Annotated in this window: 22 protein-coding genes; 17 read left to right on the top strand and 5 right to left on the bottom strand. The window is 44.2% G+C overall.

Features of this window, described 5'->3' with window-relative positions:
- The 11 genes from R7P80_RS19335 to nirD all read left to right on the top strand — a co-directional run bounded on the left by R7P80_RS19335 (position 1) and on the right by nirD (position 13,448).
- On the top strand, positions 1 to 435 hold the full coding sequence (locus R7P80_RS19335) for a GNAT family N-acetyltransferase (RefSeq protein WP_005375870.1): 435 nt from the start codon (positions 1 to 3) through the stop codon (positions 433 to 435).
- Positions 436 to 724: 289 nt separating this feature from the next.
- Positions 725 to 3,388: a nitrate reductase gene (locus R7P80_RS19340; protein WP_225491847.1), complete on the top strand. Its 2,664-nt coding sequence runs from the start codon at positions 725 to 727 to the stop codon at positions 3,386 to 3,388.
- Between the two features lie 20 nt (positions 3,389 to 3,408).
- Entirely contained in the window at positions 3,409 to 4,314 is a 906-nt protein-coding gene (gene cobA / locus R7P80_RS19345; protein ID WP_225491846.1) for a uroporphyrinogen-III C-methyltransferase, read from the top strand.
- Positions 4,311 to 5,264 carry a glycosyl transferase family protein gene (locus tag R7P80_RS19350; RefSeq protein ID WP_213972159.1) on the top strand — a complete coding sequence of 318 codons (954 nt, stop codon included), beginning with the start codon at positions 4,311 to 4,313 and terminating at the stop codon, positions 5,262 to 5,264. Before cobA ends, R7P80_RS19350 begins: the two co-directional genes overlap by 4 nt.
- 229 nt (positions 5,265 to 5,493) lie before the next feature.
- Positions 5,494 to 6,411 carry a dienelactone hydrolase family protein gene (locus R7P80_RS19355; RefSeq protein WP_054578976.1) on the top strand — a complete coding sequence of 306 codons (918 nt, stop codon included), beginning with the start codon at positions 5,494 to 5,496 and terminating at the stop codon, positions 6,409 to 6,411.
- Between the two features lie 73 nt (positions 6,412 to 6,484).
- Positions 6,485 to 7,066: an ANTAR domain-containing response regulator gene (locus tag R7P80_RS19360; RefSeq protein ID WP_213972160.1), complete on the top strand. Its 582-nt coding sequence runs from the start codon at positions 6,485 to 6,487 to the stop codon at positions 7,064 to 7,066.
- A 265-nt stretch (positions 7,067 to 7,331) separates the two neighbouring features.
- Complete coding sequence (locus R7P80_RS19365; RefSeq protein ID WP_225491845.1) at positions 7,332 to 8,696, top strand: CmpA/NrtA family ABC transporter substrate-binding protein; 1,365 nt, start codon at positions 7,332 to 7,334, stop codon at positions 8,694 to 8,696.
- A 72-nt stretch (positions 8,697 to 8,768) separates the two neighbouring features.
- Positions 8,769 to 9,734 carry an ABC transporter permease gene (locus R7P80_RS19370; RefSeq protein WP_005375889.1) on the top strand — a complete coding sequence of 322 codons (966 nt, stop codon included), beginning with the start codon at positions 8,769 to 8,771 and terminating at the stop codon, positions 9,732 to 9,734.
- Positions 9,735 to 9,745: 11 nt separating this feature from the next.
- Positions 9,746 to 10,582, top strand: a complete 837-nt coding sequence (locus tag R7P80_RS19375) for an ABC transporter ATP-binding protein (protein WP_213971889.1) — start codon at positions 9,746 to 9,748, stop codon at positions 10,580 to 10,582.
- Positions 10,583 to 10,592: 10 nt separating this feature from the next.
- Entirely contained in the window at positions 10,593 to 13,112 is a 2,520-nt protein-coding gene (gene nirB, locus R7P80_RS19380) for a nitrite reductase large subunit NirB (RefSeq protein ID WP_225491844.1), read from the top strand.
- Positions 13,113 to 13,448 (top strand): nitrite reductase small subunit NirD, encoded by a 336-nt coding sequence (gene nirD, locus R7P80_RS19385; protein WP_038897520.1) that lies wholly within the window; start codon positions 13,113 to 13,115, stop codon positions 13,446 to 13,448.
- 98 nt (positions 13,449 to 13,546) lie between these two features.
- Here the strand turns inward: nirD and R7P80_RS19390 are convergent, their stop codons facing one another.
- Together R7P80_RS19390 and R7P80_RS19395 are read right to left on the bottom strand one after the other, a co-directional pair.
- Positions 13,547 to 13,951, bottom strand: coding sequence for a PPC domain-containing DNA-binding protein (locus tag R7P80_RS19390; protein ID WP_064369222.1), 405 nt, complete (start codon positions 13,949 to 13,951; stop codon positions 13,547 to 13,549).
- Between the two features lies 1 nt (position 13,952).
- Positions 13,953 to 14,528: a TetR/AcrR family transcriptional regulator gene (locus R7P80_RS19395; RefSeq protein WP_005375904.1), complete on the bottom strand. Its 576-nt coding sequence runs from the start codon at positions 14,526 to 14,528 to the stop codon at positions 13,953 to 13,955.
- 284 nt (positions 14,529 to 14,812) lie between these two features.
- On the opposite strand from R7P80_RS19395, the gene R7P80_RS19400 reads away from it, so the two are divergent.
- The 4 genes from R7P80_RS19400 to R7P80_RS19415 all read left to right on the top strand — a co-directional run bounded on the left by R7P80_RS19400 (position 14,813) and on the right by R7P80_RS19415 (position 17,609).
- Positions 14,813 to 15,427 (top strand): glutathione S-transferase family protein, encoded by a 615-nt coding sequence (locus R7P80_RS19400; RefSeq protein ID WP_054574314.1) that lies wholly within the window; start codon positions 14,813 to 14,815, stop codon positions 15,425 to 15,427.
- Between the two features lie 220 nt (positions 15,428 to 15,647).
- Positions 15,648 to 15,908 carry a hypothetical protein gene (locus tag R7P80_RS19405; RefSeq protein ID WP_017820228.1) on the top strand — a complete coding sequence of 87 codons (261 nt, stop codon included), beginning with the start codon at positions 15,648 to 15,650 and terminating at the stop codon, positions 15,906 to 15,908.
- Between the two features lie 29 nt (positions 15,909 to 15,937).
- On the top strand, positions 15,938 to 17,167 hold the full coding sequence (locus R7P80_RS19410; RefSeq protein ID WP_085568998.1) for a PP2C family protein-serine/threonine phosphatase: 1,230 nt from the start codon (positions 15,938 to 15,940) through the stop codon (positions 17,165 to 17,167).
- Positions 17,148 to 17,609 carry an ATP-binding protein gene (locus tag R7P80_RS19415; protein WP_213971890.1) on the top strand — a complete coding sequence of 154 codons (462 nt, stop codon included), beginning with the start codon at positions 17,148 to 17,150 and terminating at the stop codon, positions 17,607 to 17,609. Before R7P80_RS19410 ends, R7P80_RS19415 begins: the two co-directional genes overlap by 20 nt.
- 70 nt (positions 17,610 to 17,679) lie before the next feature.
- On the opposite strand, the gene R7P80_RS19420 is transcribed toward R7P80_RS19415, so the two are convergent.
- From R7P80_RS19420 to R7P80_RS19430, 3 genes are all read right to left on the bottom strand, one after another.
- Positions 17,680 to 17,871, bottom strand: a complete 192-nt coding sequence (locus R7P80_RS19420) for a hypothetical protein (protein WP_025767706.1) — start codon at positions 17,869 to 17,871, stop codon at positions 17,680 to 17,682.
- Positions 17,872 to 17,905: 34 nt separating this feature from the next.
- Positions 17,906 to 18,241 carry an Hpt domain-containing protein gene (locus R7P80_RS19425; RefSeq protein WP_031781126.1) on the bottom strand — a complete coding sequence of 112 codons (336 nt, stop codon included), beginning with the start codon at positions 18,239 to 18,241 and terminating at the stop codon, positions 17,906 to 17,908.
- Positions 18,242 to 18,687: 446 nt separating this feature from the next.
- Complete coding sequence (locus R7P80_RS19430; protein ID WP_085569000.1) at positions 18,688 to 20,838, bottom strand: serine/threonine-protein kinase; 2,151 nt, start codon at positions 20,836 to 20,838, stop codon at positions 18,688 to 18,690.
- Positions 20,839 to 21,150: 312 nt separating this feature from the next.
- Here R7P80_RS19430 and tagH point away from each other — a divergent pair, with 312 nt between their 5' ends.
- Positions 21,151 to 22,344: a type VI secretion system-associated FHA domain protein TagH gene (gene tagH, locus R7P80_RS19435; protein WP_085569001.1), complete on the top strand. Its 1,194-nt coding sequence runs from the start codon at positions 21,151 to 21,153 to the stop codon at positions 22,342 to 22,344.
- 11 nt (positions 22,345 to 22,355) lie between these two features.
- On the top strand, positions 22,356 to 22,811 hold the full coding sequence (gene tssJ / locus R7P80_RS19440; protein WP_017820223.1) for a type VI secretion system lipoprotein TssJ: 456 nt from the start codon (positions 22,356 to 22,358) through the stop codon (positions 22,809 to 22,811).
- Positions 22,812 to 22,830 lie beyond the last annotated feature (19 nt).

A 22,830-nucleotide genomic window follows, 5' to 3' on the forward strand; every position in this document is an offset into this window, starting at 1 on the left:
ATGGACATCTTGTCTGCGCAAAAAGAGGACTTATTTGCCATATATAAGCTCGAAAATACTTTATTTGGAGAACACGCCTATCCTCAATTTTTCTTTCGGCAAGCTTTTGATTGTTGGGGAGAGAGCTTACTGGTAGCAAAAGAGGGAGAGCAGGTCGCAGGGTATATATTGCTAACGACTAGCACAAATGCACATCAATATTGGATCATGTCATTGGCCGTCGATATTCAACATAGAGGTAAAGGTATTGCGCGTTCCCTCCTAGAAAACGTTATTGCGCCGTTGACGTTAGGCTCAAGCGTGAAATTGACTGTCGATCCTAAGAACCAACCTGCATTGTCTTTATACCTCTCCCTTGGCTTTAAAACGTTAGAAGAAGAAGCGCATTATTTTGGTGACGAAGAATCCAGGTTAGTTATGGAATTAGTAAAGTAATACTGCACGATAATGACCGAAATTTGCACACAATCAGTGCGTAGCATTGCGTTGCTATAATTGGTTTTATGCTAACCTTTTGTATAGTAAGGGTTTTTAATCTTGGCACCTCACTTGCTTTACATAAACGTTCATCGTTAACTCGATGCGCCGCTTTCCCTTAGCAGGCGGTTAAGCGGATAGGGTATTACTTTTTTGAGCTTTTATAGGCAATGCAGCCTCTCTCGTTTCGGGAGAGGTTTTTTTTCGCTTGTAGCTCGTCATTCTAAGGAAAGAATCAGGGGGCGGAATGTCGCAAGGATGTAAAAAAACCACTTGTCCCTATTGTGGTGTTGGATGTGGTGTCGAGGTCAATGCGAAAGGAATCGTTGGGGATACGTGTCATCCTGCAAATGCGGGATCACTGTGCGTAAAGGGCATCGCGTTGGCAGAGAGCTTGAATATGCCTTCGCGTTTGCTGTATCCAAAGCTTGTCACCAAGCAGCGACCTCAAGGGCAAGAAGTACAATGGCAACAAGCCACGGATCTAATTGCAGAAAAGATTCATCAAGCGAAAGCGGAGTTTGGACCTGATTCCGTCGCTATGTATGTTTCTGGTCAGTTGTTGACGGAAGACTATTACGTCGCCAACAAACTCATGAAAGGCTATGTTGGCAGCGCAAACATCGATACTAACTCCCGTTTGTGTATGTCTTCGGCGGTTGCGGCTCATGTACGAGCATTTGGTGAAGATGTCGTCCCCGTCAATTACGACGATATTGATAAGACTGAGCTCTTGATAATTTGCGGTGCTAATACCGCTTGGACGCATCCTGTTTTATTCCGACGTATTCAACAAGCGAGAGAAAACAATCCTAACCTCAAGCTGGTGGTCATTGACCCGCGTGAAACGGTCACTGCACAGCAAGCGGATTTGCATCTACCGATTAAAAACGATGGGGATGTATCACTTTTTAATGGGTTGCTTAAGTTTCTTATTGAGCAGCAATGCATTGATTCTGAATACATAAATTCCTATACCGACGGGTTTGATACACTTAAAGAAGAAGTCTCTGACTCACGTTACGATGTCACTAATCTAACGTCTTCCATTGGCATTTCAGAAGAAAAACTCACGACATTCTTCCATTGGTTTGCGCAAAGCCCAACCGCAATCACTCTGTTTTGCCAAGGAGTTAACCAAGCCGAAAATGGTGTCGATAAAGGCAATGCCATTATTAATGCACATTTGGCGTCAGGCAAAATTGCCAAGTCAGGTTGCGGGCCGTTTTCTATTACAGGTCAGCCGAATGCGATGGGCGGACGAGAAGTCGGTGGATTGGCCAACCAGTTAGCGGTACATCGTGCTTTTGACGCAGAGTCCATCAAGCAAGTGCAGGCGTTTTGGGATTCACCAGAAATTGCCACTCAGCCCGGTTTAAAAGCCGTTGAGCTGTTTGAGGCGGTAGAACGTGGTGAGATTAAAGTTCTCTGGATCATGGCAACCAATCCCGTTGTCTCTTTGCCAGATAACCAATTGGTAAAACGTGCACTAGAGATTTGTCCGTTTGTGATTGTTTCCGATATCACAGCGGATTCGGATGTAGCGCATTACGCGGACCTATTGCTACCCGCCGCTGGCTGGGGGGAGAAGCAAGGCATGGTGACCAATTCTGAGCGTCGACTTTCAAGGCAGCGCCAGTTTCAAACGCCTCCGGGTGAAGCAAAATCAGATTGGTGGACGATAAGCCAAGTCGGACAAGCTCTGTGTGCATTGGAAAAGACACAAAATGGTTTTGCATTTACTTCTGAGCGGTCGGTATTCAGGGAATATGCGGCGATGACAGGCATGAATGCAGATTCGCCATTGAAGCTCGACCTGTCTCAACACGCGAACTTAACCGAGCAAGAATACGAAGAGTGGATGCCGACACAATGGGGAGGAGAGCGTCCTTTTGCTGATGGCATCTATTCGCACCCAGATGGTAAAGCACGTTTTGTCGTGACCAGTGAATCTCCTACGCGTTTAGAAAGAACAAAAGGCTGGTGGCTCAATACGGGCAGGCAACGTGATCAATGGCATACCATGACGCGCACAGGTCATATCGCACACCTTGCCGCCTCTGAGTTAGAACCAACCGTGTACATGAACACACTCTCTGCTACTCAAAATCGCTTAAAAGCAGGACAACTCACCAAGCTGTTTCAGCCTACTTCAAACACCAGTATTTATGCCAAAGTTGCAATTGATGAAGGTTTGGGTTTTCAAGAGCTATTTATGTCAATGCACTGGGCGGGTCGATATGGCGGTGAAAGCAGTGTTAACGCGATAGTAAACAGCGCAAAAGACCCTATTTCCGGGCAGCCTGCGTTTAAGTCGTCTTATGTTGAAGTGCAAGATGCGGCGGTAAAAACCTACGGTATGTTCATCGGTACACAGTTTGATTCCGGTAAATTTCTCTACAGCGCATTTCAAGCAGAAAGCAATTTGGGCATTTGGCGCTTTGCACACGATAAGCGACCAAAGAAGCAGAGTTTTTGTCGAACGGAAAAGAGCCGCAGAATTACGATAGATATTGCCCAAGGTTGGTTAGCAGTGGATTACGACCTTGTTGGAGACGTTCGTATCATTCGTTCTGTTTTAGTGGTGTCTAGTGAACCGATTCAAACCGACTACACCAACTTTACCGGCTTGATTGGCAAACCGATGGAGCTATCGCAACTGCTTACCATCACTCAATCGCAAAGCAGTGCCAAACTGGTTTGTAGTTGTTTCCGTGTCACCGATAAACAAATACATGACGCGATGGAGAAACAAGACTGCACGTCACTGACCCAGCTTCAAAACAAACTCAAATGCGGCACTAACTGTGGCTCGTGCGTCTCTCAAATCAAACAAATGGTCGACAGCCATCAGCATCAAAAGGGCAAACAGCAAGCGAGCCAGCAAAGTCTGGCGATTCAAATAAAGTAAGTCATAAAGAGGATAAGCACATGGAAGCGCCTTATCAAAAGTCTTGGGTTAAGAAAGGACAAGCGAGTCAGAAACAAGAACGCTCGTCTCGCTTTTCTAAGCATGATCAAGCAAGCAAACTGAAACAACTTTTAGAAGACCATTCACTAGACCTGGACGCGAACCACAAAGGTTTTGTCTCGATTGTCGGAGCAGGGCCGCACGATCCTGACTTGTTAACGGTAAAGGCTGTGAAAGCGATTATGTCGGCAGAGGTTCTGCTGTACGACCGTTTGGTTAACAAAGATATTTTGGAGTTGTCTTCGCCACAAGCTGATTGGATTTACGTGGGCAAAAGATGCGGACAACCCAGCATTGCTCAGGAAGAAATCTGTGATTTGATTGTGTCGCTCGCTCAGCAAGGAAAGCGAGTTGTACGCTTAAAAGGGGGAGATCCTTTTGTATTTGGCCGTGGAGGCGAAGAGGCGTTAGCACTCGTCAAACACTCAATCGCTTACGAAGTCATCCCTGGTATTACTGCTGCGATTGGATGTTCAGCAAACAGCTTGATTCCGCTGACTCATCGTGGCGTTGCTCGCAGCGTTACCTTTGTGACAGGGCAAGTGGTAACAGGCGCATTTGAAGCGTGGAGTCAACTGATGCAAAGCGGACAAACGTTAGTCTTCTATATGGGGTTAGAAAAGTCATCGCAAATACAAACGAGTTTAATAGGCTCTGGTTTGAGAGAAGATTTTCCAGTCGCGATCATCACTCATGGTTGCAGCCCTCAACAACAAGTGCATGTTACCCAACTCAATCAGCTCAATGAGTTATCGATTACACTTAAAGGCATCAGCCCAGCATTGATTGTGATGGGAGAAGTTGTCAAACTGCGCGAACAACTAATAGAAACCGTACAGTCAGTGACGGAGTACGAGGGAATATGAGCAGCATTTTGGAATGTATTAGAACAGTCGGTCGTGGCGAACGTGGTAGAAAACCACTGAACTTTGACCAAGCGTTTCGAGTTATGGATGAATACCTAAACGGTGAGTGCGATGACGATCAGATGGCAATGTTATTGATGCTGATTCGTGTACAGAACGAGACTCAACAAGAAATCGCCGGCTTTGTGAAAGCATTCCAATCCCGCATGCCTGCTATTGGTGCAGACATCGACTGGCCATGTTATGCAGGTAAACGTGAAGCGGCAGGTCAACCTTGGCACCTGTTGGCAGCGAAGATCCTCGCCGATAATGGCCATAAAGTGCTGATGCATGGTTATCACGACCGTCAATCTGGTCGTTTGCATGCTGAAGATTACCTCGACAAGTTTGCTATCAAGAAAGCGGAATCAGCCGAAGACGCAAAACGTGTCTTAGACACACAAAACATCGTGTATCTGCCGCTCAGTGCGTTCGCTCCTCAAGCAGAAACCATGATCGGTTGGAAGAATCGTTATGGGCTTAGAACGCCGATTAATACTGTGGTTCGAGCATTGAATCCGGGGCAGGCGACGGTTGGTATTCGTGGTAGCTTCCATCCTGGATTCCAACAACTTCATGCTGAAGTCGAATACGAGATTGGTCAAACCGCTCATGCTGTTGTGTCCTTCAAAGGACAATCGGGTGAGTCAGAATACAACCCGAAAGTAAGCCAAACGGTCTGGTTAAGCCAAACAAGCGGCGTGACATCGCACTACTGGACGGAGCAAATGCTGTCTGAGGTGACAATGCCTGCGAACTGCCCGTTTGGGACGTCAGAAGATGACATGAACCAAATGGCGAATACGGTTCTTGCCACCATGACAGTGGTGCTATTTGCACAAATGCACGACAGAGAAAAAGCATTCGAACGAGCCTTCTCTTACTGGCAAGCCTATTGCGCCCAGCAATGACGCACTATTGTCAATTAATGTAAAACCAACGACGCAAAGTTGTTGAATCTGAATCCATTATCTATTGTTTGAAGAAGGTAAAAGATCCTAGCTCGCCAATGATGTGTTTCACCACCTTGCTTCGTATCAGAGTGGTGAAACCGCAGTTTTAGCCTCAATCGCGTTCGTTTCTCGCTGCGCTTTTGAGAATGAGAAAATCCCATATGGTAAGACACAGAGGACATGGATAATGGTTCTAAAGCATACCACTCCTAGTGAAAAGGCTTCTCATCCGATCCCGCAAGAAGCCTTCGATTGGTACGACGAATACGCCCACGGAAAAATCTCGCGCCGTGAGTTTCTAAATAGGCTGGGTGGCCTTGCTGTGCTTGGCTTTAGCATGACAGCACTGGTTGACGCGCTAACCCCGAATTACGCACTCGCAGAACAAGTTTCATTTAACGATCCTGACATCAAAGCAACTTACGAAACCTTTCCATCTCCAAATGGGTATGGAGAAGGGCGTGGTTATTTGGTGATGCCACAGAAGAAGACCTTGAAATCGCCGACCGTGTTGGTGATTCATGAAAATCGAGGTCTGAACCCTTATATCAAAGACGTGGCTAGGCGACTTGCAAAAGACGGCTTTATTGCTTTCGCTCCAGACGCGCTTTATCCACTCGGCGGCTATCCGGGGAACGACGATGAAGGTCGCGCAATGCAGAAAGAGATGGACAGAGCCAAGATCGAACAAGACTTTATTGCAGCCGCTAACTTCCTCAAACAATACGAGGGTGGAAACGGTAAATTGGGCGCGGTTGGATTCTGCTTCGGTGGATACATTGTCAACATGCTCGCAGCAGTTATGCCAGAAGAACTCGATGCAGGTGTGCCTTTCTATGGAACACCTGCGGCTCAAGAGATCCAAAAGCAAGTCAAAGGGCCGTTGATGATTCACTTTGCAGGGCTCGATAAGCGTGTTAACGACACATGGCCTGCTTATGAGCAGCAATTGATCGCAACCGACGCACAGTATCAAGCGTTAATGTATGAGAACGTCAACCACGGCTTCCATAACGACTCAACAGCACGCTACGCACCGGAAGAAGCGGCGCTCGCTTGGGAACGTACACTCGGCTTCTTCAAAGAACATCTCGCCTCTAGTTAAAACGCTTCAACTTTAGTTGGCACATTCCTTGTTATGTCTCTCTTAGTGAGTGAGATATAAACAAGGAATGTGCATGACTCAATCAACGTCAAAAACACCCATTATAGTATGCTGTGATGGCCTCCAAGAGCAGGCTCGATTGTCCGGTTTGTTGAGCAAAGATTACGACAACATCATTGGCTGCCAATTGGCACAACTAGAAACGCTTATGCAGCGAGAACCGTCAGCAAGCGTTGTGGTTGGATGGCAGCAACCAACCGCGGAACTGCGTTTGATCGTCGATTTCTGCCGCAGAAAATCGGCACCACTTCTTATCGTCTTAAAGAAATTATCATCCAATGATATCAATCGTTTATCAGAAAAAATGGACTATGTTCTTATGCCGCACGATAGTGAGTTTGCACTTCAACCTTGGATTGAACATGCGACATTAGTGAGAGCGAAATTCGAAAGTATGCAATCGGAAATTGAATTACTGACCAATAAGATTGAAGAGCGCAAGCTGGTGGAAAAAGCGAAAGGTCTGCTGATGAAGATGCACAGCGTTGATGAAGGACAGGCTTATAAAGCGCTAAGAAATTCAGCCATGCAATCGAGCCAAACGCTCGCACAAGTTGCCAAGAATTTGATAACTACTTTGGAAGTTTTGGATTAGTTGCTCTACCACTTTGGGGTTAGGGTGCGTTTTCTAACGTGGTGCGTGTTGCACTATCAGCAAGCAATAACGGGTAATAACAAACAGCAAGATACGCTAATTTATTGTATTTAAAGTGAAAAATAAGTTGGCACAGTAATTGGATTAGTAGAATTGGGTTTATTGTTGAATCGCTTATCTCAATTATCAACGGCGGTAATTGTAGACTTAGCAACGGCGCTACTGCTCTTCGGAGTAGTGGCGCTTTTTTTATGGGAGCAAACCAATGAAATGGAGTTCGATGCTGAAAGTGTCAGCAATTTCGTTATCGGTATTCACCACGGTCAGCGTAAAGGCAGAGTTGGGTGAGCCAGAAATTGAAGACCTGAAGTTTGGTTTTATTAAGTTAACCGATATGGCACCGCTGGCGGTTGCTTATGAGAAAGGCTTTTTTGAAGACGAAGGCTTGTACGTCACTTTAGAAGCACAAGCAAACTGGAAGGTGCTATTAGACCGAGTCATCGACGGTGAGCTTGCTGGCGCGCACATGCTTGCTGGTCAGCCATTGGGCGCAACGATTGGTGTCGGCACAAAAGCAGAAGTGATTACCGCGTTCAGTATGGATTTGAACGGCAACGCAATCACGGTTTCCAATGATACTTGGGAGCAGATGAAGCAATACATTCCAAAACAACCAGATGGCAAGCCAGTTCACCCAATCAAAGCGGATGCACTGAAGCCTGTGGTCGACAGCTATCTGGATAAAGGCAAATCGTTCAACATGGGGATGGTGTTCCCTGTATCGACGCACAACTATGAGTTGCGATACTGGTTAGCGGCAGGTGGGATTCATCCAGGTTTTTACGCACCAGACTCAGGCGATAACAGTGGCCAGTTGGATGCTGACGTTCTTTTGAGTGTTACACCGCCACCACAAATGCCAGCAACAATGGAAGCGGGCACGATCAAAGGGTACTGCGTAGGCGAACCATGGAACCAACAAGCCGTATTCAAAGGTATTGGTACGCCAGTCGTGACCGATTACGAGATCTGGAAGAACAACCCAGAGAAAGTGTTTGGTGTTTCCAAAGCTTGGGCTGAGAAGTATCCAAACACGCACATTCGCGTAGTGAAAGCCTTGATTCGAGCGGCACATTGGTTGGATGAAAACGACAATGCCAACCGCCAAGAAGCAGTGAAGATGCTATCAAAAAGCGAATACGTTGGAGCCGATGCCGAAGTTATTGCTAACTCGATGACGGGCACATTTGAATACGAGAAAGGCGACAAACGAGACGTGCCAGACTTCAACGTGTTCTTCCGTCATAACGCCACTTATCCGTATTACAGCGATGCGATTTGGTACCTGACCCAAATGCGTCGCTGGGGACAGATCTCAAGCGAGAAATCCGATGATTGGTACATGGATGTCGCAAAAGAGGTTTACCGTCCAGATATCTACCAACAAGCAGCTCAAGCGCTAATTGAAGATGGTGTGTTGAGCAAAAAAGACTTCCCAGATTTTAGTGCTGAAGATGGTTTCCGTGCGCCACAAACACACTTTATCGACAACATCGTTTATGACGGTCGCGAGCCAAATAAATATCTAGAGAAGTTCTCTATCGGGCTTAAAGGAAAAGACAAGGTTTAACCATAACGATAAACGCCACAGGCGAGGGAATTCGCTTGTGGCAACAAGGATGTAAATTTCTTAGGAGTGAGTATGTCTAGTAATGTCATTTCCCTTTTTCCTGCTAAGCAGGTAGTGAACCGAAGTCGGCTGGTGCTTTTGCCCGTCATTGGCTTGCTGATCTTTTTGGCAATGTGGCACTTAGCAGCGAGAGAAGTGCAAACTTCATTAGGTACGCTACCGGGACCTGTGCAAACTTTTCAGCAGTTCAGCAACCTTGTCGATGACCATTGGCAAGAGCGAGAAAAGGAACAAGCGTTTATCGAGCGTCAGGAAAAACGTAATGCTGCGAAGTTAGCCAAGAATCCGGACGCGGAAGTGAAGATTCGTCCCTACACAGGTAAACCGACGTTCTTCGACCAAATCATAACAAGCTTAGTGACCGTAACTGCGGGCTTTTTGCTGGCGACGGTTATCGCGATTCCGCTTGGCATCGTGCTTGGTCTTAATCAAGGGCTGTATCAAGCGTTCAACCCAATCATTCAACTGCTCAAGCCCGTATCACCTTTAGCTTGGCTGCCTATCGTCACTATGGTTGTAAGTGCCACTTATGTGAGTGATGACCCAATGTTTGCTAAGTCGTTCATCAACTCTCTGATCACTGTAGCGCTGTGTAGTTTATGGCCGACGCTGATTAATACCGCAGTGGGTGTAACGAGCGTTGATAAAGACTTAATCAACGTGAGTAAAGTGCTTCAACTTTCGTGGTGGCAGCACATTCGCACTATCGTTTTACCTTCAGCCATTCCAATGATCTTCACAGGTTTACGTCTCTCTTTAGGTATCGCTTGGATGGTGTTGATTGCGGCAGAAATGCTCGCTCAAAACCCGGGGTTAGGCAAGTTCGTTTGGGATGAATTCCAGAACGGCAGTTCAGCATCATTGGGGCGCATCATGGTGGCTGTCATCACAATCGGCTTTATTGGATTGATGCTCGATAGAGGCATGTTGCAACTTCAAAAGTGGCTGTCTTGGAATAAACAACAAGCGTTGAGATAAGGGAAACGATCATGGAAAAAGCATTATTAGATCTAACGCGTTTAGGGATGCGATTCCCAACGCCAGATGGCGAGTTCATCGCGCTTAAGAACGTTGATTTACAAATCAATAAAGGTGAGTTTGTATCGCTGATTGGCCACTCTGGCTGCGGTAAATCAACGGTATTGAACTTAGTCGCAGGGCTGCACATGCCAACAGACGGCGGCGTGATCGTCGATGGACGAGAAGTAGCTGGACCGGGACCTGACCGCGCAGTGGTGTTCCAAAACCATTCATTGTTACCTTGGCTCACCGTATATCAAAACGTTGAGCTCGCATTAAAACAAATTGCCGGCAAAAAGGGCAAAGCGTGGATTCAGGAGCAAGTGAATCACTATTTGGAGTTGATTCAAATGCAGCATGCTGCGCACAAAAAGCCGGATGAAATCTCGGGCGGTATGAAGCAGCGAGTCGGCATCGCGAGAGCACTGGCACTTCAACCAAAGGTTTTATTGATGGATGAACCATTTGGCGCGTTGGATGCGTTAACTCGTGCGCATTTGCAGGATGCACTGATGAGGATTCAAGCCGAGCTAAACAACACCGTCATCATGATTACTCACGATGTGGATGAAGCGGTGCTGCTATCCGACAAAATCGTGATGATGACAAACGGACCGGCAGCAACCATTGGTGAAGTGTTAGAAGTGAATCTACCTCGCCCTCGTGAGCGTGTCGCACTGGCGGATGATGCGCAGTATCAGAAGTGTCGACAAGCGGTGCTGAAGTTCCTTTACGAGAAGCAATCCAAAGTCGAGATTCCTGCTTCGAAAGAAGACAAACCTAAAACCGCAGCGCAAACGGCATAAGGAGGCAGCGATGAACAGTCCTTTAACGATTCCAGTAAAGAACGCATTGAGCCACATCGTTGTGGTAGGCAACGGTATGGTCGGGCAACATCTCGTCGAGCAGCTAGTGCAGAAAAACGCACATTTGGAGCACCGAATTACCGTGATTGGTGCAGAGCGCTTTATCGCGTATGACCGTGTACAGTTGTCCTCTTTGTTTGCGGGTAAGTCTCATGATGATTTGATGCTGAGTAACCAAGAATGGTATGACATGCATGGCATCCAACTCGTACTTGGCAGCCAAGTAACAGGCATCGACAGAGAGCAAAAGCGCATTCTACTTGATGGTGAAGATGTGCTGGGTTACGACCAACTCGTGCTCGCGACCGGTTCTTACCCGTTTGTGCCTCCAATTGAAGGTAAAGACCGAGACAACGTGTTTGTCTACCGCACGCTTGATGACCTTTCCCAAATCAAGAAGGCATGTGAAGGTGCAAGAACAGGCGCAGTGATTGGTGGTGGCTTGTTGGGTTTAGAAGCGGCAAACGCACTCAAACTATTGGGGTTAGAAACTCACGTTATTGAATTTGCACCCCGCCTGATGCCCGTGCAGTTAGACGATGGTGCTGGCTTAGTGCTAAAAGAGAAGATTGAAGCGCTAGGGCTAACCGTACATACCTCAACGGGGACGGAGCGAATCTGCGATGGTGAAACGGCTAAGCATCGTATGGTGTTTAAAGACAAAGATCCTCTCGAAGTGGATGTGATTGTCTTTTCCGCAGGGATTCGCCCTCAAGATGAGCTGGCAAAAATGGCTGAGCTAGAAGTAGGCGAGCGAGGCGGTATTGTGATTAACAACCAATGCCAAACCAGCGATGAGAATATTTATGCGATTGGCGAATGTGCTCTTTGGGAGCAGAAGATCTTTGGTTTAGTCGCACCCGGTTACAACATGGCGAGAACCACTGCCGATGTCCTGACTGGAATGCCAAGCGAAGGTTTTAAAGGTGCAGACATGAGCACCAAACTCAAGCTACTTGGGGTGGATGTGGCGTCTATCGGCGATGCACAAATGCAAACCGAAGGCGCACAGGAAATGGTATTGCAAGATGCGGTTGCAGGCATCTACAAAAAGCTGGTGGTTGATGCGAGCGGTACCCAATTGCTCGGTGCCATTCTCGTTGGTGACAACAGTGACTACGATGCGCTCTTACAGTGTTATTTGAACAAAACGGTCTTGCCAGACCACGCGGCGAACCTGCTGTTTGATACCGGAATGTTAGATGGAGAGATGCCAGACAGCGCCATCATCTGCTCTTGTCACTACGTCACAAAAGGCGACTTAGTTGCCGAGATTCAAGCTGGCACTACCAACCTGACAGATCTTAAAGCCAACACCAAAGCTGGTACTGGCTGTGGTGGCTGTAGCAATATGGTCAAATCGGTATTGGATACTCAACTGGCAGCCATGGGGGTAGAGGTTAACAACCACCTTTGTGAGCACTTTGAGCTTAGTCGCCAAGAGATGTTCCATATTTGCCAAGTGGAACAGATTAAAGACTTCGATACCTTAATTGCACTGCATGGCAAAGGGCATGGGTGTGATATTTGTAAGCCGACAGCTGCATCTGTGTTTGCTTCTTTGTGGAATGAACACATCATGGAGCCACAGCATCAATCTCTGCAAGATTCTAATGATGCCTTTATGGCGAACCTGCAAAAAGATGGCTCTTACTCGATTGTGCCTCGTGTTCCGGGCGGTGAGATCACGCCAGACAAACTTATCGTGCTAGGCGAAGTCGCTCAGCGATACGATCTGTACACCAAGATCACCGGCGGTCAGCGCGTGGATTTATTTGGTGCGCAGTTAGAGCAACTCCCAGAAATCTGGCAAACCTTGATTGATGCTGGTTTTGAAACAGGGCACGCCTACGGCAAATCGGTGCGCACCGTGAAATCTTGCGTGGGTTCTACTTGGTGTCGTTATGGTGTTGATGATTCAGTTGGATTAGCCATCGAGTTAGAGAACCGCTACAAAGGATTGCGAGCGCCCCATAAGCTTAAGTTTGCCGTATCGGGCTGTACTCGCGAGTGTGCAGAAGCGCAAAGTAAAGACATTGGGGTGATCGCCACCGAAAACGGCTGGAATCTATACGTTTGTGGTAATGGCGGCATGAGACCAAGACACGCTGATTTGTTTGCATCCGACTTATCTAAATCAGAGTTGATCACCATGATCGACCGGGTTTTGATGTTCTACGTCAGCACCGCTGATCGCTTACAGCGCACGTCCGTGTGGATGGAGAACATGGAAGGGGGCTTAGACTACCTTAAACAAGTGATTTTGGATGACTCTCTCAACCTATGTGACTCATTGGATGAGCAAATGGCACGAGTCGTAGATACCTATCAATGTGAATGGAAGAGTACGTTGGATAATCCTCAAAAATTGCAACGCTTCCGTCCTTTCTTGAACAGCACGTCGGGCAGCAAAGTCTTGCCGTACCAACGTGTGCGCGGTCAGCGTATTCCAGTGAAACAGGAGGTGTAAATGGCAGCGTTAACCAAAGTGAAAGTGTGTCAGCTTGATGACTTGATGCCGTTTATCGGTGCCACTGTATTGATTGAAGGCGAGCATGTCGCGTTATTCTACATTCCCGATAACGGTGTTTACGCTGTTCAGGATTGGGACCCAATTGGTAAGGCTTATGTGATGAGTCGAGGGATTGTCGGTGATATCGATGGTGAGATGTGTGTTGCATCACCACTCTACAAACAGCATTTCAGTTTAAAGAGTGGGCAGTGTTTGGAAGATGAAGCGTACTGTCTAAAAACTTGGCAAGTAACGGTCGACGATAATCAGGTTTGTTATTTAGTCGAAGAATGATCCTAGAAATTTGCCTGCTCGATATGAGTAAATTCTTAGCGTAAGAGATAAGCGAATAAAGCTCCAGGGACCACACGGTAAGGCTCTGGAGCTTTTAATTATTCGGAAGGATTCACTTGTAGTTCGGTATAGCCAGTCGAGTCGTCCATCGCTCTAGTGAACTCAAGTTCTGAGTAAGAATGGATGATCAATTCTGCGGTAGTATCAATCACTGTGCCTTCCAACAAATGCCCACCCCAAACTCGTCCTTCACGATCAGACACCGAGATATGAACGTGTTGATGTTCAGGCGTTAGGGTTCCCATCACAGAGACAATTTCAAATGACTCTTGTTTGGTTAACGTACTCTCTGCACCTGCCAAACGAAGGTTGAGGTCAGAGATACAGCCAACGCATGAGGCAATCGAGCCTGCTTTGATACCATGCTGCTCGACCAATTTCGCTAGGTTCAGCTTTAAGTCCATGCCTTTGGTAAGACGTACCGCTATCACTTCAATCGACATGTCACTTCCTAATCAAAACCAGCAAGCAGGAAAGCGCCGTATCCAAATCGGCATAACGTTTGGCTTTGCCAAGTACGCGCATGCCTTGCATGTTGTTGAGAACAAAACGAGCAAGCTCTTCTGGTTTAAGCGTTTTTGGTACTAAGGTTTCTTTTTGCGCATTAGTCAGCGCATCCGCAATGATGTCGATAAGATGGTCGAACAAAAAATGCCCTTTGCGCAGTACATCATCGTCTTCACCAGCGTGCTCAATCAACGCATTTTGGATAAAACACCCACAGTTGCGTTTACGCTGCAGTTCAGCAAAGGATTTGAGGAACGATTCTAACTCAGGTAAAGACGCGTCGTCTTTTTCCAAATCATTCAGTGACGGTAGCGAGACCTTTTTCAAGTAGGTATCGAGCGCTTCGTAGTAGAGCTGTTGCTTGTCACCATAGGTGTTGTAAAGACTGAAGCGGTTGATGTTCAACTCGTCGGTGAGATCCGAGATAGACGTGTTCGCAAAGCCCTTGCGCCAAAACACATCCATAGCCACGAGAAGCTTTTCATCTCGGTCGAAGTTGGCTTTTCTTGCCATAAATTACCTGCCTGGGTCTGCTTATCGGGTAATTAAATTGCTTTGGAGGGATGGTACAGAGAACCTCTAGCGTTCGAACTGAACCAATATGATGAATACCCATCTATTCTTGGGTATCAGCCTCCAAATTCATGTGAACTCACAAACGGCATCAAAAATCTCGCTCAGCAAACAGACCCACAACTGTTTGAAAATTTTTGATAGTGAAGTTCTTGACTGATCGTTTATAAACTGGCTACAGTATATCCTAACCAATCGGTTAGAAAAAGATAAAAGGATGTGAAATGAAGCTCTATGAAACCGCAATGACTCCAAGTTGTAAGCGAGTTAGCATTTTTCTAAAGGAAATCGGTGGCGAGGTTGAGCGAATTGCGCTGAACGTTCGTGAGGGCGATAACCTATCTGAACCGTTTAAATCGAAAAGCGTGAACGGTAAAGTGCCTCTACTAGAACTGGATGATGGCACAGCGATCTGCGAAAGCGTGGCGATTTGCCGCTACCTAGATGAAGCGTTTGAAAATGATCTGGCGCTGTTTGGTGCTAACCAGCTCGAACGTGCTCAGGTGGAAATGTGGCATCGTGTGGTGGAGTTCCAAGGACTAAATGCGGCATTTCAGGCGTTTCGAAACATGACCGGAGTTTATGGAGACAGAGAACGTTGCGTTGAAGCATGGGGCGAAGAATCAAAACAACGCGTCTACGAATTTCTGCCTGTCTTAGACAAGCGTCTTGAACATAATGATTTTATCGCCGTAGACCATTTTACTATTGTCGATATAACAGGCTTTATTTTGATCAGCTTCGCAATTAAAGGCCTAGAAATTGATGTGCTATCGACGTCGCCAAACATTGCTCGATGGTATAACCAAATTTTAGCTAGACCTGCATTTCAGAGTTAATGTATTGCAGCGAGTGGATGATAGCTCGCTGCTACCACCTTACCGATTCTTAACTCAGCAGGATATTCAAATTTTTTCAGATTTTTCTTATTTTTTCTCCTATCGCCTATAATTGGAAAAACAACCTCAATTTGCTTCGTTGCGTTTTAGAGCCTCGAGCTCTTGGTCCGTAGACGCTCTCTTTCATCATGGAAAGTCTAATAATAGACAAGGAGAGGTCATGAGTATTCAAGTGAAAACTATCAATAATATTCTAATAGCCCTGTTAATGGTTTCGGTTTTTGGTCTATTCGCACTGTACCTCAATTACACACAGCAGAATGAACAGATTGAAAGGCTGCAAAGTCAGTTAATCGAAAAAGAGCATCAGATACTAATTTCTAATGAAGCGTTGTCTTACACTCGATATCAACACCAATTATTAGCCGAAGACTACAGCCGTTTTAGAAATGAGCAGTCAGTGACTAGTGTTTTGCGTTAGCCAGTATAGCAACCGTATTAAGGAGGAAGATGAAATCCATTCTTTTGGTCGATGATAGTAAAACAGTCCTGCTTTACATCAGCAGTGCATTGGAAAAGCAGGGCTATGAAGTGGTTGCAGTTGAAGACGGAAGAGCGGCGCTTGAAGTGCTAACCCACCGCCCTGATATTCAGTTTGTGCTGAGTGATTTAATGATGCCTGGAATTAATGGTATTGAATTGTGTCGCCAATTAAAATCTAAAGTTAGCGAGCGTTACATTTTCTTTGTTCTACTGTCTTCTAGAAATGACCAAAGTTCGATCGTGAAAGGCATTGATGCTGGCGCAGATGATTTCGTAGATAAGAAGACGTCTGTAGAGGAACTTCAGGCCAGAATCCGTGCGGGGTTTCGTACTTTAGAACTGCACAACAAACTCGTTGAGAGAAATAAAGAACTCGATGCGGCCTATCAAACAATTCACCAAGACCTGCAGTCTGCGAGTCATCTGATGGAGCAACTACTCCCTGCTGAATCAACTATCCAAAATATACAGTTTAGTTATGTCTACAAACCATGCTCCCAGATTGGTGGTGATATGTTGGGGTATTTGGAGCTCGATGAACAACATGTTGCGTTTTATGTATTTGATGTTTCTGGTCATGGTATTTCTTCAGCTTTGATGGCTTTTTCTATTCAACAGACGCTATCTCAAAGTCAGGGGCCTGATTCGATCACGATGGAGTTGAGAGATGACGGCTATTGCGTAAGTGAGCCTGCATCTGTGATTGAACGGCTAAATCGGCGTTATCAGCAAACTAGAAACAGTCAACATTACTTTACTATGGCTTACGCCATTCTTAACACAAAATCAGGGCGACTTAGCTATTGCACGGCTGGCCACCCTAGGATCTTAGTTTGGCGAGCGAGTACGAAAACGATGGAACAGATAGGTGACGATAACTTTATCGTTGGTGCAATGCAGCCGATGGAATATAGCGGTAACCAAATTAGTCTAGATGAGGGCGATGCATTGTGGCTTTATTCGGATGGTTTGATTGAAGCGAGGCAGGGTGAGGAGATGTTTTCACTACAACGATTGGCATCGAGTATAAAAGCTGTTTGCACGCTGCCAGTTGAAGATCAAGTGGGAGACGTCTTTAAAAAAGTACAATCTTGGCACAACGAAGATGAGTTTGATGATGATGCCAGCCTTTTACAGGTAAAATGGCATGGTGAGAGGCTCAATTTTAAGGAAAAGAATGTCAAAGAGCGAATTTAAACGAACTTACGGGAGCTCCCTTACTCACTCACGAAGTGCGAGCAAAGACGTTGTTCGGTTTTTGATGGGTCATCAAATCCCCTTAAATGCAATTCAATCATTGGAGCTTTGTGTCGTTGAGCTCATGAATAACGCTTATATTCATTCTTACAGTGAAATAGAAGGCCTGCCAATTGAAGTGGAGTGTAGGGTTGGGGATGACCAAGTGTCCGGTTTCGTGGAACTGAGAGTCTCTGATTGCGGAGCGCCGATCAATGAGAAGACGTTCATCCAACATAAAAATAAACAGATTGAGGCACCTAACTTAATGGATGACGATAGTTGGTCCTCCTCTGGTCGCGGACTGATGTTAGTCGCTCAATTATCTGACCTGTTTAAATTGGAAAAAGGTTTCGATAACAATACGTTTGTTGTAGTGAAAAGGAATAGGGAGAGAAACTAACAACCAAGCAAAGTCGATTTGCTTCACTTGGTCCCTAGCGTTAATCTGACGGTTGCGTTGTATATCATTGTTATTTTGTATTCGTTGTTGGTGCTGGTGATAGTAACGCCTCCAACTCTTCTGGTGTTAGAATATCACTGATGTTTAACATATTACTTTCATCATCTAGCGCCATCTTTGTACGGCTAAGTAAGTACCTTTTTTGAGTTGGTGTTAGGTCTTTGAGAGACTCAATCAACTCCCTGAAATTGCTATTATTCATTGCCATATTTCCCCCAGTTAAGCCTTGAATTTCTTTATTGCATATTCTTCAAGTAAGTGAAGATTTGTTGATTAATTGCAGCTAGCTCTTTAGTAACTATAGCTATATCTGAGCTATCTGGCGCTGTATCGTTTCTGGTTTTTTCTTCTATTCTTTGAAACGCAATGACCGCGGTGTCTTCTCCGAAACTCTCTAGAATGCCCTTTAAACTATGAGCTAATAGATAGAGCTCTGACCAACATTTGCTTGCATATAGCTCATCTATACGCTCTATATCATTCGTGTGATCTTCAAGGTATGTAGAAAAAACAGTGACGATCAGATCTACGTCGTTATCCATGTATGTATTGAGAACATCAAAATTAATCATGTATACCCCTATTAAACGTTGAGGTAGAGGAATGTTTCGGATAATGAAGGCTTAGCCGAAGGTATGAATGGCATAACCAGTATTTGAGCAGAAATAGTTTGCTTGTCGCTTGAGATAAACTTACAAAAAGAAAGTCATTGTTAAAGATATTTTGACTTATATCCAAACGGCAATGGTCGAAATGTAGGGATGAAAACACTTCAACTCGCGTGTTTTTAACACAAGTAGCAAAGGGGACGTTTCCAAGTAAAACGCCGAGTCGGTAAGTGTCTTGCAGTCCTAGTTTAAGGCTATCGTTACATACGGACGCCAGACGTTCGCCAACTTTGACTATTCCTTCAGTCAAGGCTAACTCTCCTCATTAAGTATAAGTATAAATTAGCAATCTAGTTTCATATTGGCAAGTAATCTGCGGCAAAAAAGGGACTCGCGTCCCTTTTGTATTACTAGCTTTGTTTAGAGTCCTGTTCTATTTGCTTCATAAGCTCGTTGGCTTTCTTCATAGCGCGTCTTGCGCTTGAAGTCCTTCGCTTATTAAGTAATATATCGGAGAAGCGTAAGTATTTATCAGCAGTTTTGAATCTTAAATCGTTAACATCCTGAAAACCAATAGGAAAGTTTTTCGAGAACAGATCCACATCCTTCACCAAGTTATCGAGATGAGTTGTCGTCCTTGCCTTTTCTAGGCGAGAATAAAAGTTTTCAAACTCTTCTTGGAACAGGATTCTAGCGGCATCTTCTGGAAACGGTAGAGGGCTGTTGGAATCTAGCGCTGTCTCATATAATTTCATTTCAAGCACTGCATCTTTCATCGCATTACTTATCTGTAAGTTCTCTTGATGCTCTTCTACGTTTGAAAAGAAGGTGTTCCCAACCTTAATAAGAGCAACAAGTGCAGCTGCGTCTTTCTTTTTGAGTGCTTCAGTGAGGTGCTGACCGAAAACATCGCTAGATAACGAACTTGGCGTGAAAGGATAACCTTGATGAATCTGATTTAACTCATCCTTGAGCTCATAGATGGATTTACTGCCGTCTTCTTTACTGTACCGAGACTTTTCAAGTTGACTGTTGATTTGCCTTGCTATCGAAAGTAACGTGGAGTGCTTGCTTGACTGAATATCTAAGGCAAGAACTTCTATTTTATGTGAGTCAGGGTAGTAGGTTTTTGCTTTATCAAGTATGGACTCAATTTCATCATAATTCGGGTAGTTGTTGGCATCAGAATTCAAAACCTGATCAATTTCAGATTCAAACTCGCTGAGAATATAGGTCTTGTGTAAGCGTAATAAGCCAGCCTTAACGACTGGATGTAAGCTTTTTTCACTATCAATCAGTGCCAAACTTTTTTCTGCTGGCGTATCAAGCTGCCACTCTTGTCCGGCAATTTGATCATTTTGCTTGCTAATAACGGTTTCCAAAGTGGCAATGGTTTCTTGTTGCTGCTGATAACCAAATACAATGCCGCTAACTAATAATATACTCGCTGCCGCGCCGCTAGCGATAGGCCAATAGCGCATATTCAATTTGCGTTTCAACTGCTCAGGGGTCAGCTCGTTCGGAATGATGCCAGTTGAAAATACGCTTGAAAATATTGGCCACTTAGATGCAGGCATGTTAGTTGGTTTAGAGACCTTGATCTTCTTTTTGAGAGCTTCATTAACTGGAGTTCTTGCGTAAGGGTGTTTGCAACTCAATAACTCGTAAGCAATACAAAATAGAGCAAACATATCGTCGCTTAAGTTCGGTTCCTTACCGGATAACAGGTTGAGTGATGCATAGTTGGGAGTATAACCAAGCGTTTCAACATTTTCGGATTTACGTTTAGCCGCATATTGATCCTGCTTTAATTGATGAGTTTTAGATACACCAAAATCAAGCAACTTAACGTTACCCTCAGACGTTAAAATCACATTAGCGGGCTTTAGGTCGGCGTGCACTACACCAAGAGAGTGAGCATATGAGAGTGCATCGAGTACCTGATTTAGGATTGATAAAGTTGCATTAAACTTCAGCCCATGCGGCCTAGAACGCTGTATTAAACTCTCTAATGTTTCTCCGTTAATATACTCCATAACTAAAAAGTATATTTCGCCATCAACACCAAAATCAAAAACCCTAATGATATTAGGGTGGCTTAACCTTTGAGTTTGTTGAGCTTCACGTATTAACATGCGTGCAGTCTCTGGTTGAGAAGCAAACTCTTTCTGTAATATTTTTAACGCAACGTAGGGTGTTTCTGAACCTGAAGATTCAAGAATCTTATCTTTAGCTAAGTAAACATCACAAAGCCCACCATGCCCAATAACCGACTCAATTTCATACCGATTTTTAACGGTCGTTCCTATTAAGCTTTCGTTAATAACATCTTTGTTATTATTTAATGAGTCATCTTTATTGTTTTTTTTCTTATTAACTAACGGAGTGTTTTCTTTTTGAGACAGTTTTGTATTTGTTTCATTTTTATTTTTAACGGAGGTTTCATTATTAGTGAGTTTGGTTGATTTAATTGCATTGTCTCGTTTTTGAGTCTTTACAATTTTAGTTTTATCTCCGCTGTCTTCGTTATTTATAGAATTGTTTTTATTACTGTCTTCCATCACAAGAACTCCGTATAAATGATGGGGGAATATATACCTTTCTGCTCAATGAAAAGTCATTATGTTAGAATTTCTCGGCCAAACTAACATTCGTTTTTTTATTGATGAAAGTCTAAGTGTCAAAAATTTGAACTTGGTTGGATAATTAAAATTGTTGAACAATACGTGATTGCTTTGATAAAAAAATGATTCATTATTCCGTGCATGATTTTCAATGGCAGTATTAAGGTTTTTATTAATCTTACTGTTAATAAGAAAGTAGTTAATAATAAAATTAAAAATAATATCTAGCAGGTCTTTGGCGAGGTTTACATGAAGTTGGTTTTAACCATAACAAGTTTTCACAAATTTACTCCAGAGATTGAGAGTGAGTTCGTGTTTGAATCAAGTGATGAACATGCCAAGGTTACATTTGGTCGGTCTGAACAATGTGATTGGACACTACCAGATCCTGAAAGAGTGGTATCCGGAACCCACGGAGAACTGATTAAGTTTGGTGACAAATACTTGATAAAAGACCTCTCAACTAATGGTACTTTTGTAAATAATGCTGTAACTCCTGTGGGTCAAGGAAATGAAATAGCACTAAGCGATGACGATATGGTTAGCTTAGGGGATTATCAAATTTCAGTTTCTATTCAAACAGATACAGATGTATTCAGTCTTGAGACAAGTAAAAGTCTTTCTAGCGCCCCCCCTGAAGTAGCCTCAAGTCCATCGGAAGAGGAATTTGTTGATCTAGGCCTTAGTGCTAGTGAACTCTTAAACGAAAGTGTTCCTTCTGACTTTCAGCTAGATATTGGTTTAGTCGATGATTTTATTGATATCCCAAAGCCCGAAAAACAGAGCATCGTATCTGAAACTTTACCGAAGGTTAACCGACAATCAGAACACCTATCGACTCCCAACTTTGATACCAATGGGGGTGAACTTGCGGCTTTTGTTAGAGGGGTGGGTATAGATCCAATGATGATTCCCAGCGATAACCGAGAGGAATGGTTTGAACAACTGGGGGAGTCATTTTCTTTGATGCTAGTTGGTTTAATGGAAACACTGCATAACAGAGCAGTGTTTAAACAAACAAATCGACTTAGTCATACCGCATTTCGTAAGTCAGAAAATAACCCTTTAAAGTTTTCTGCAAACTTAGAAGATGCGATTCATAACTTATATAACCGTCAAACTGCTAGCTTCTTAAAGCCAAATGCAGCCATTAAAGAAGCATTTAATGACATCGAAAGTCATGAGCAAGCCTTAATGAAAGGTGTTGAAGGTACGGTTTCAAGTGTTATGTCACTTGTTGAACCTACTTCTATATACTCAGATGCTTTAGCGAAAGACACGGTTATTAATAAGGTTATTCCAGCTAGAAAATATGCTCAAAGTTGGAAGAGGTTTGAGGATATTCATGAAAAGCTATCCGATGATATTATCAATAAAGAGTCTCCGTTCTATTTAGAAGACTTCGCTAAGCACTATGAATTAGCATTAAAAAACAAAGGCTAGGAATTAGGGTGATGAAAAAGTTTTACCAATATATTTTGTTATTAATTTCAATGGCTTTATTTGGGTGCTCAGCAGCGAACCTAGTTGTTGATCCATACTCAGATTTAGAAATAGCAGCAAGTCATAACATTAATCCTGATTCAAACGGCAGGCCTTCTCCTGTAGTGGTGTATGTATTTGAATTAACGTCAAATACCATTTTCGAAAGCCAGGACTTTTTTTCTATTTATGAAGAAAGTGAAAAAGTCTTAGGACCTGATTTAGTGAATAAATATGAAGTTTCATTAACTCCAGGTCAGAAAGAAACATATCAAGCAAGTATGTCTCCAAAGACAGAATATTTAGGCATTGTCGTAGCGTTTCGAGATATTGAAAACTCAAATTGGCGACAAGTCATTAAAGTGGATAAGACCGGTTACAACACATATCAAGTATTGTTAGAAGATCTGTCTTTGGTCGTTAAATAACGTTTAGTTGGCTAATTAT

The organism is Vibrio sp. 2092, from assembly GCF_033339635.1.
GTDB classification, from domain to species: domain Bacteria; phylum Pseudomonadota; class Gammaproteobacteria; order Enterobacterales; family Vibrionaceae; genus Vibrio; species Vibrio alginolyticus.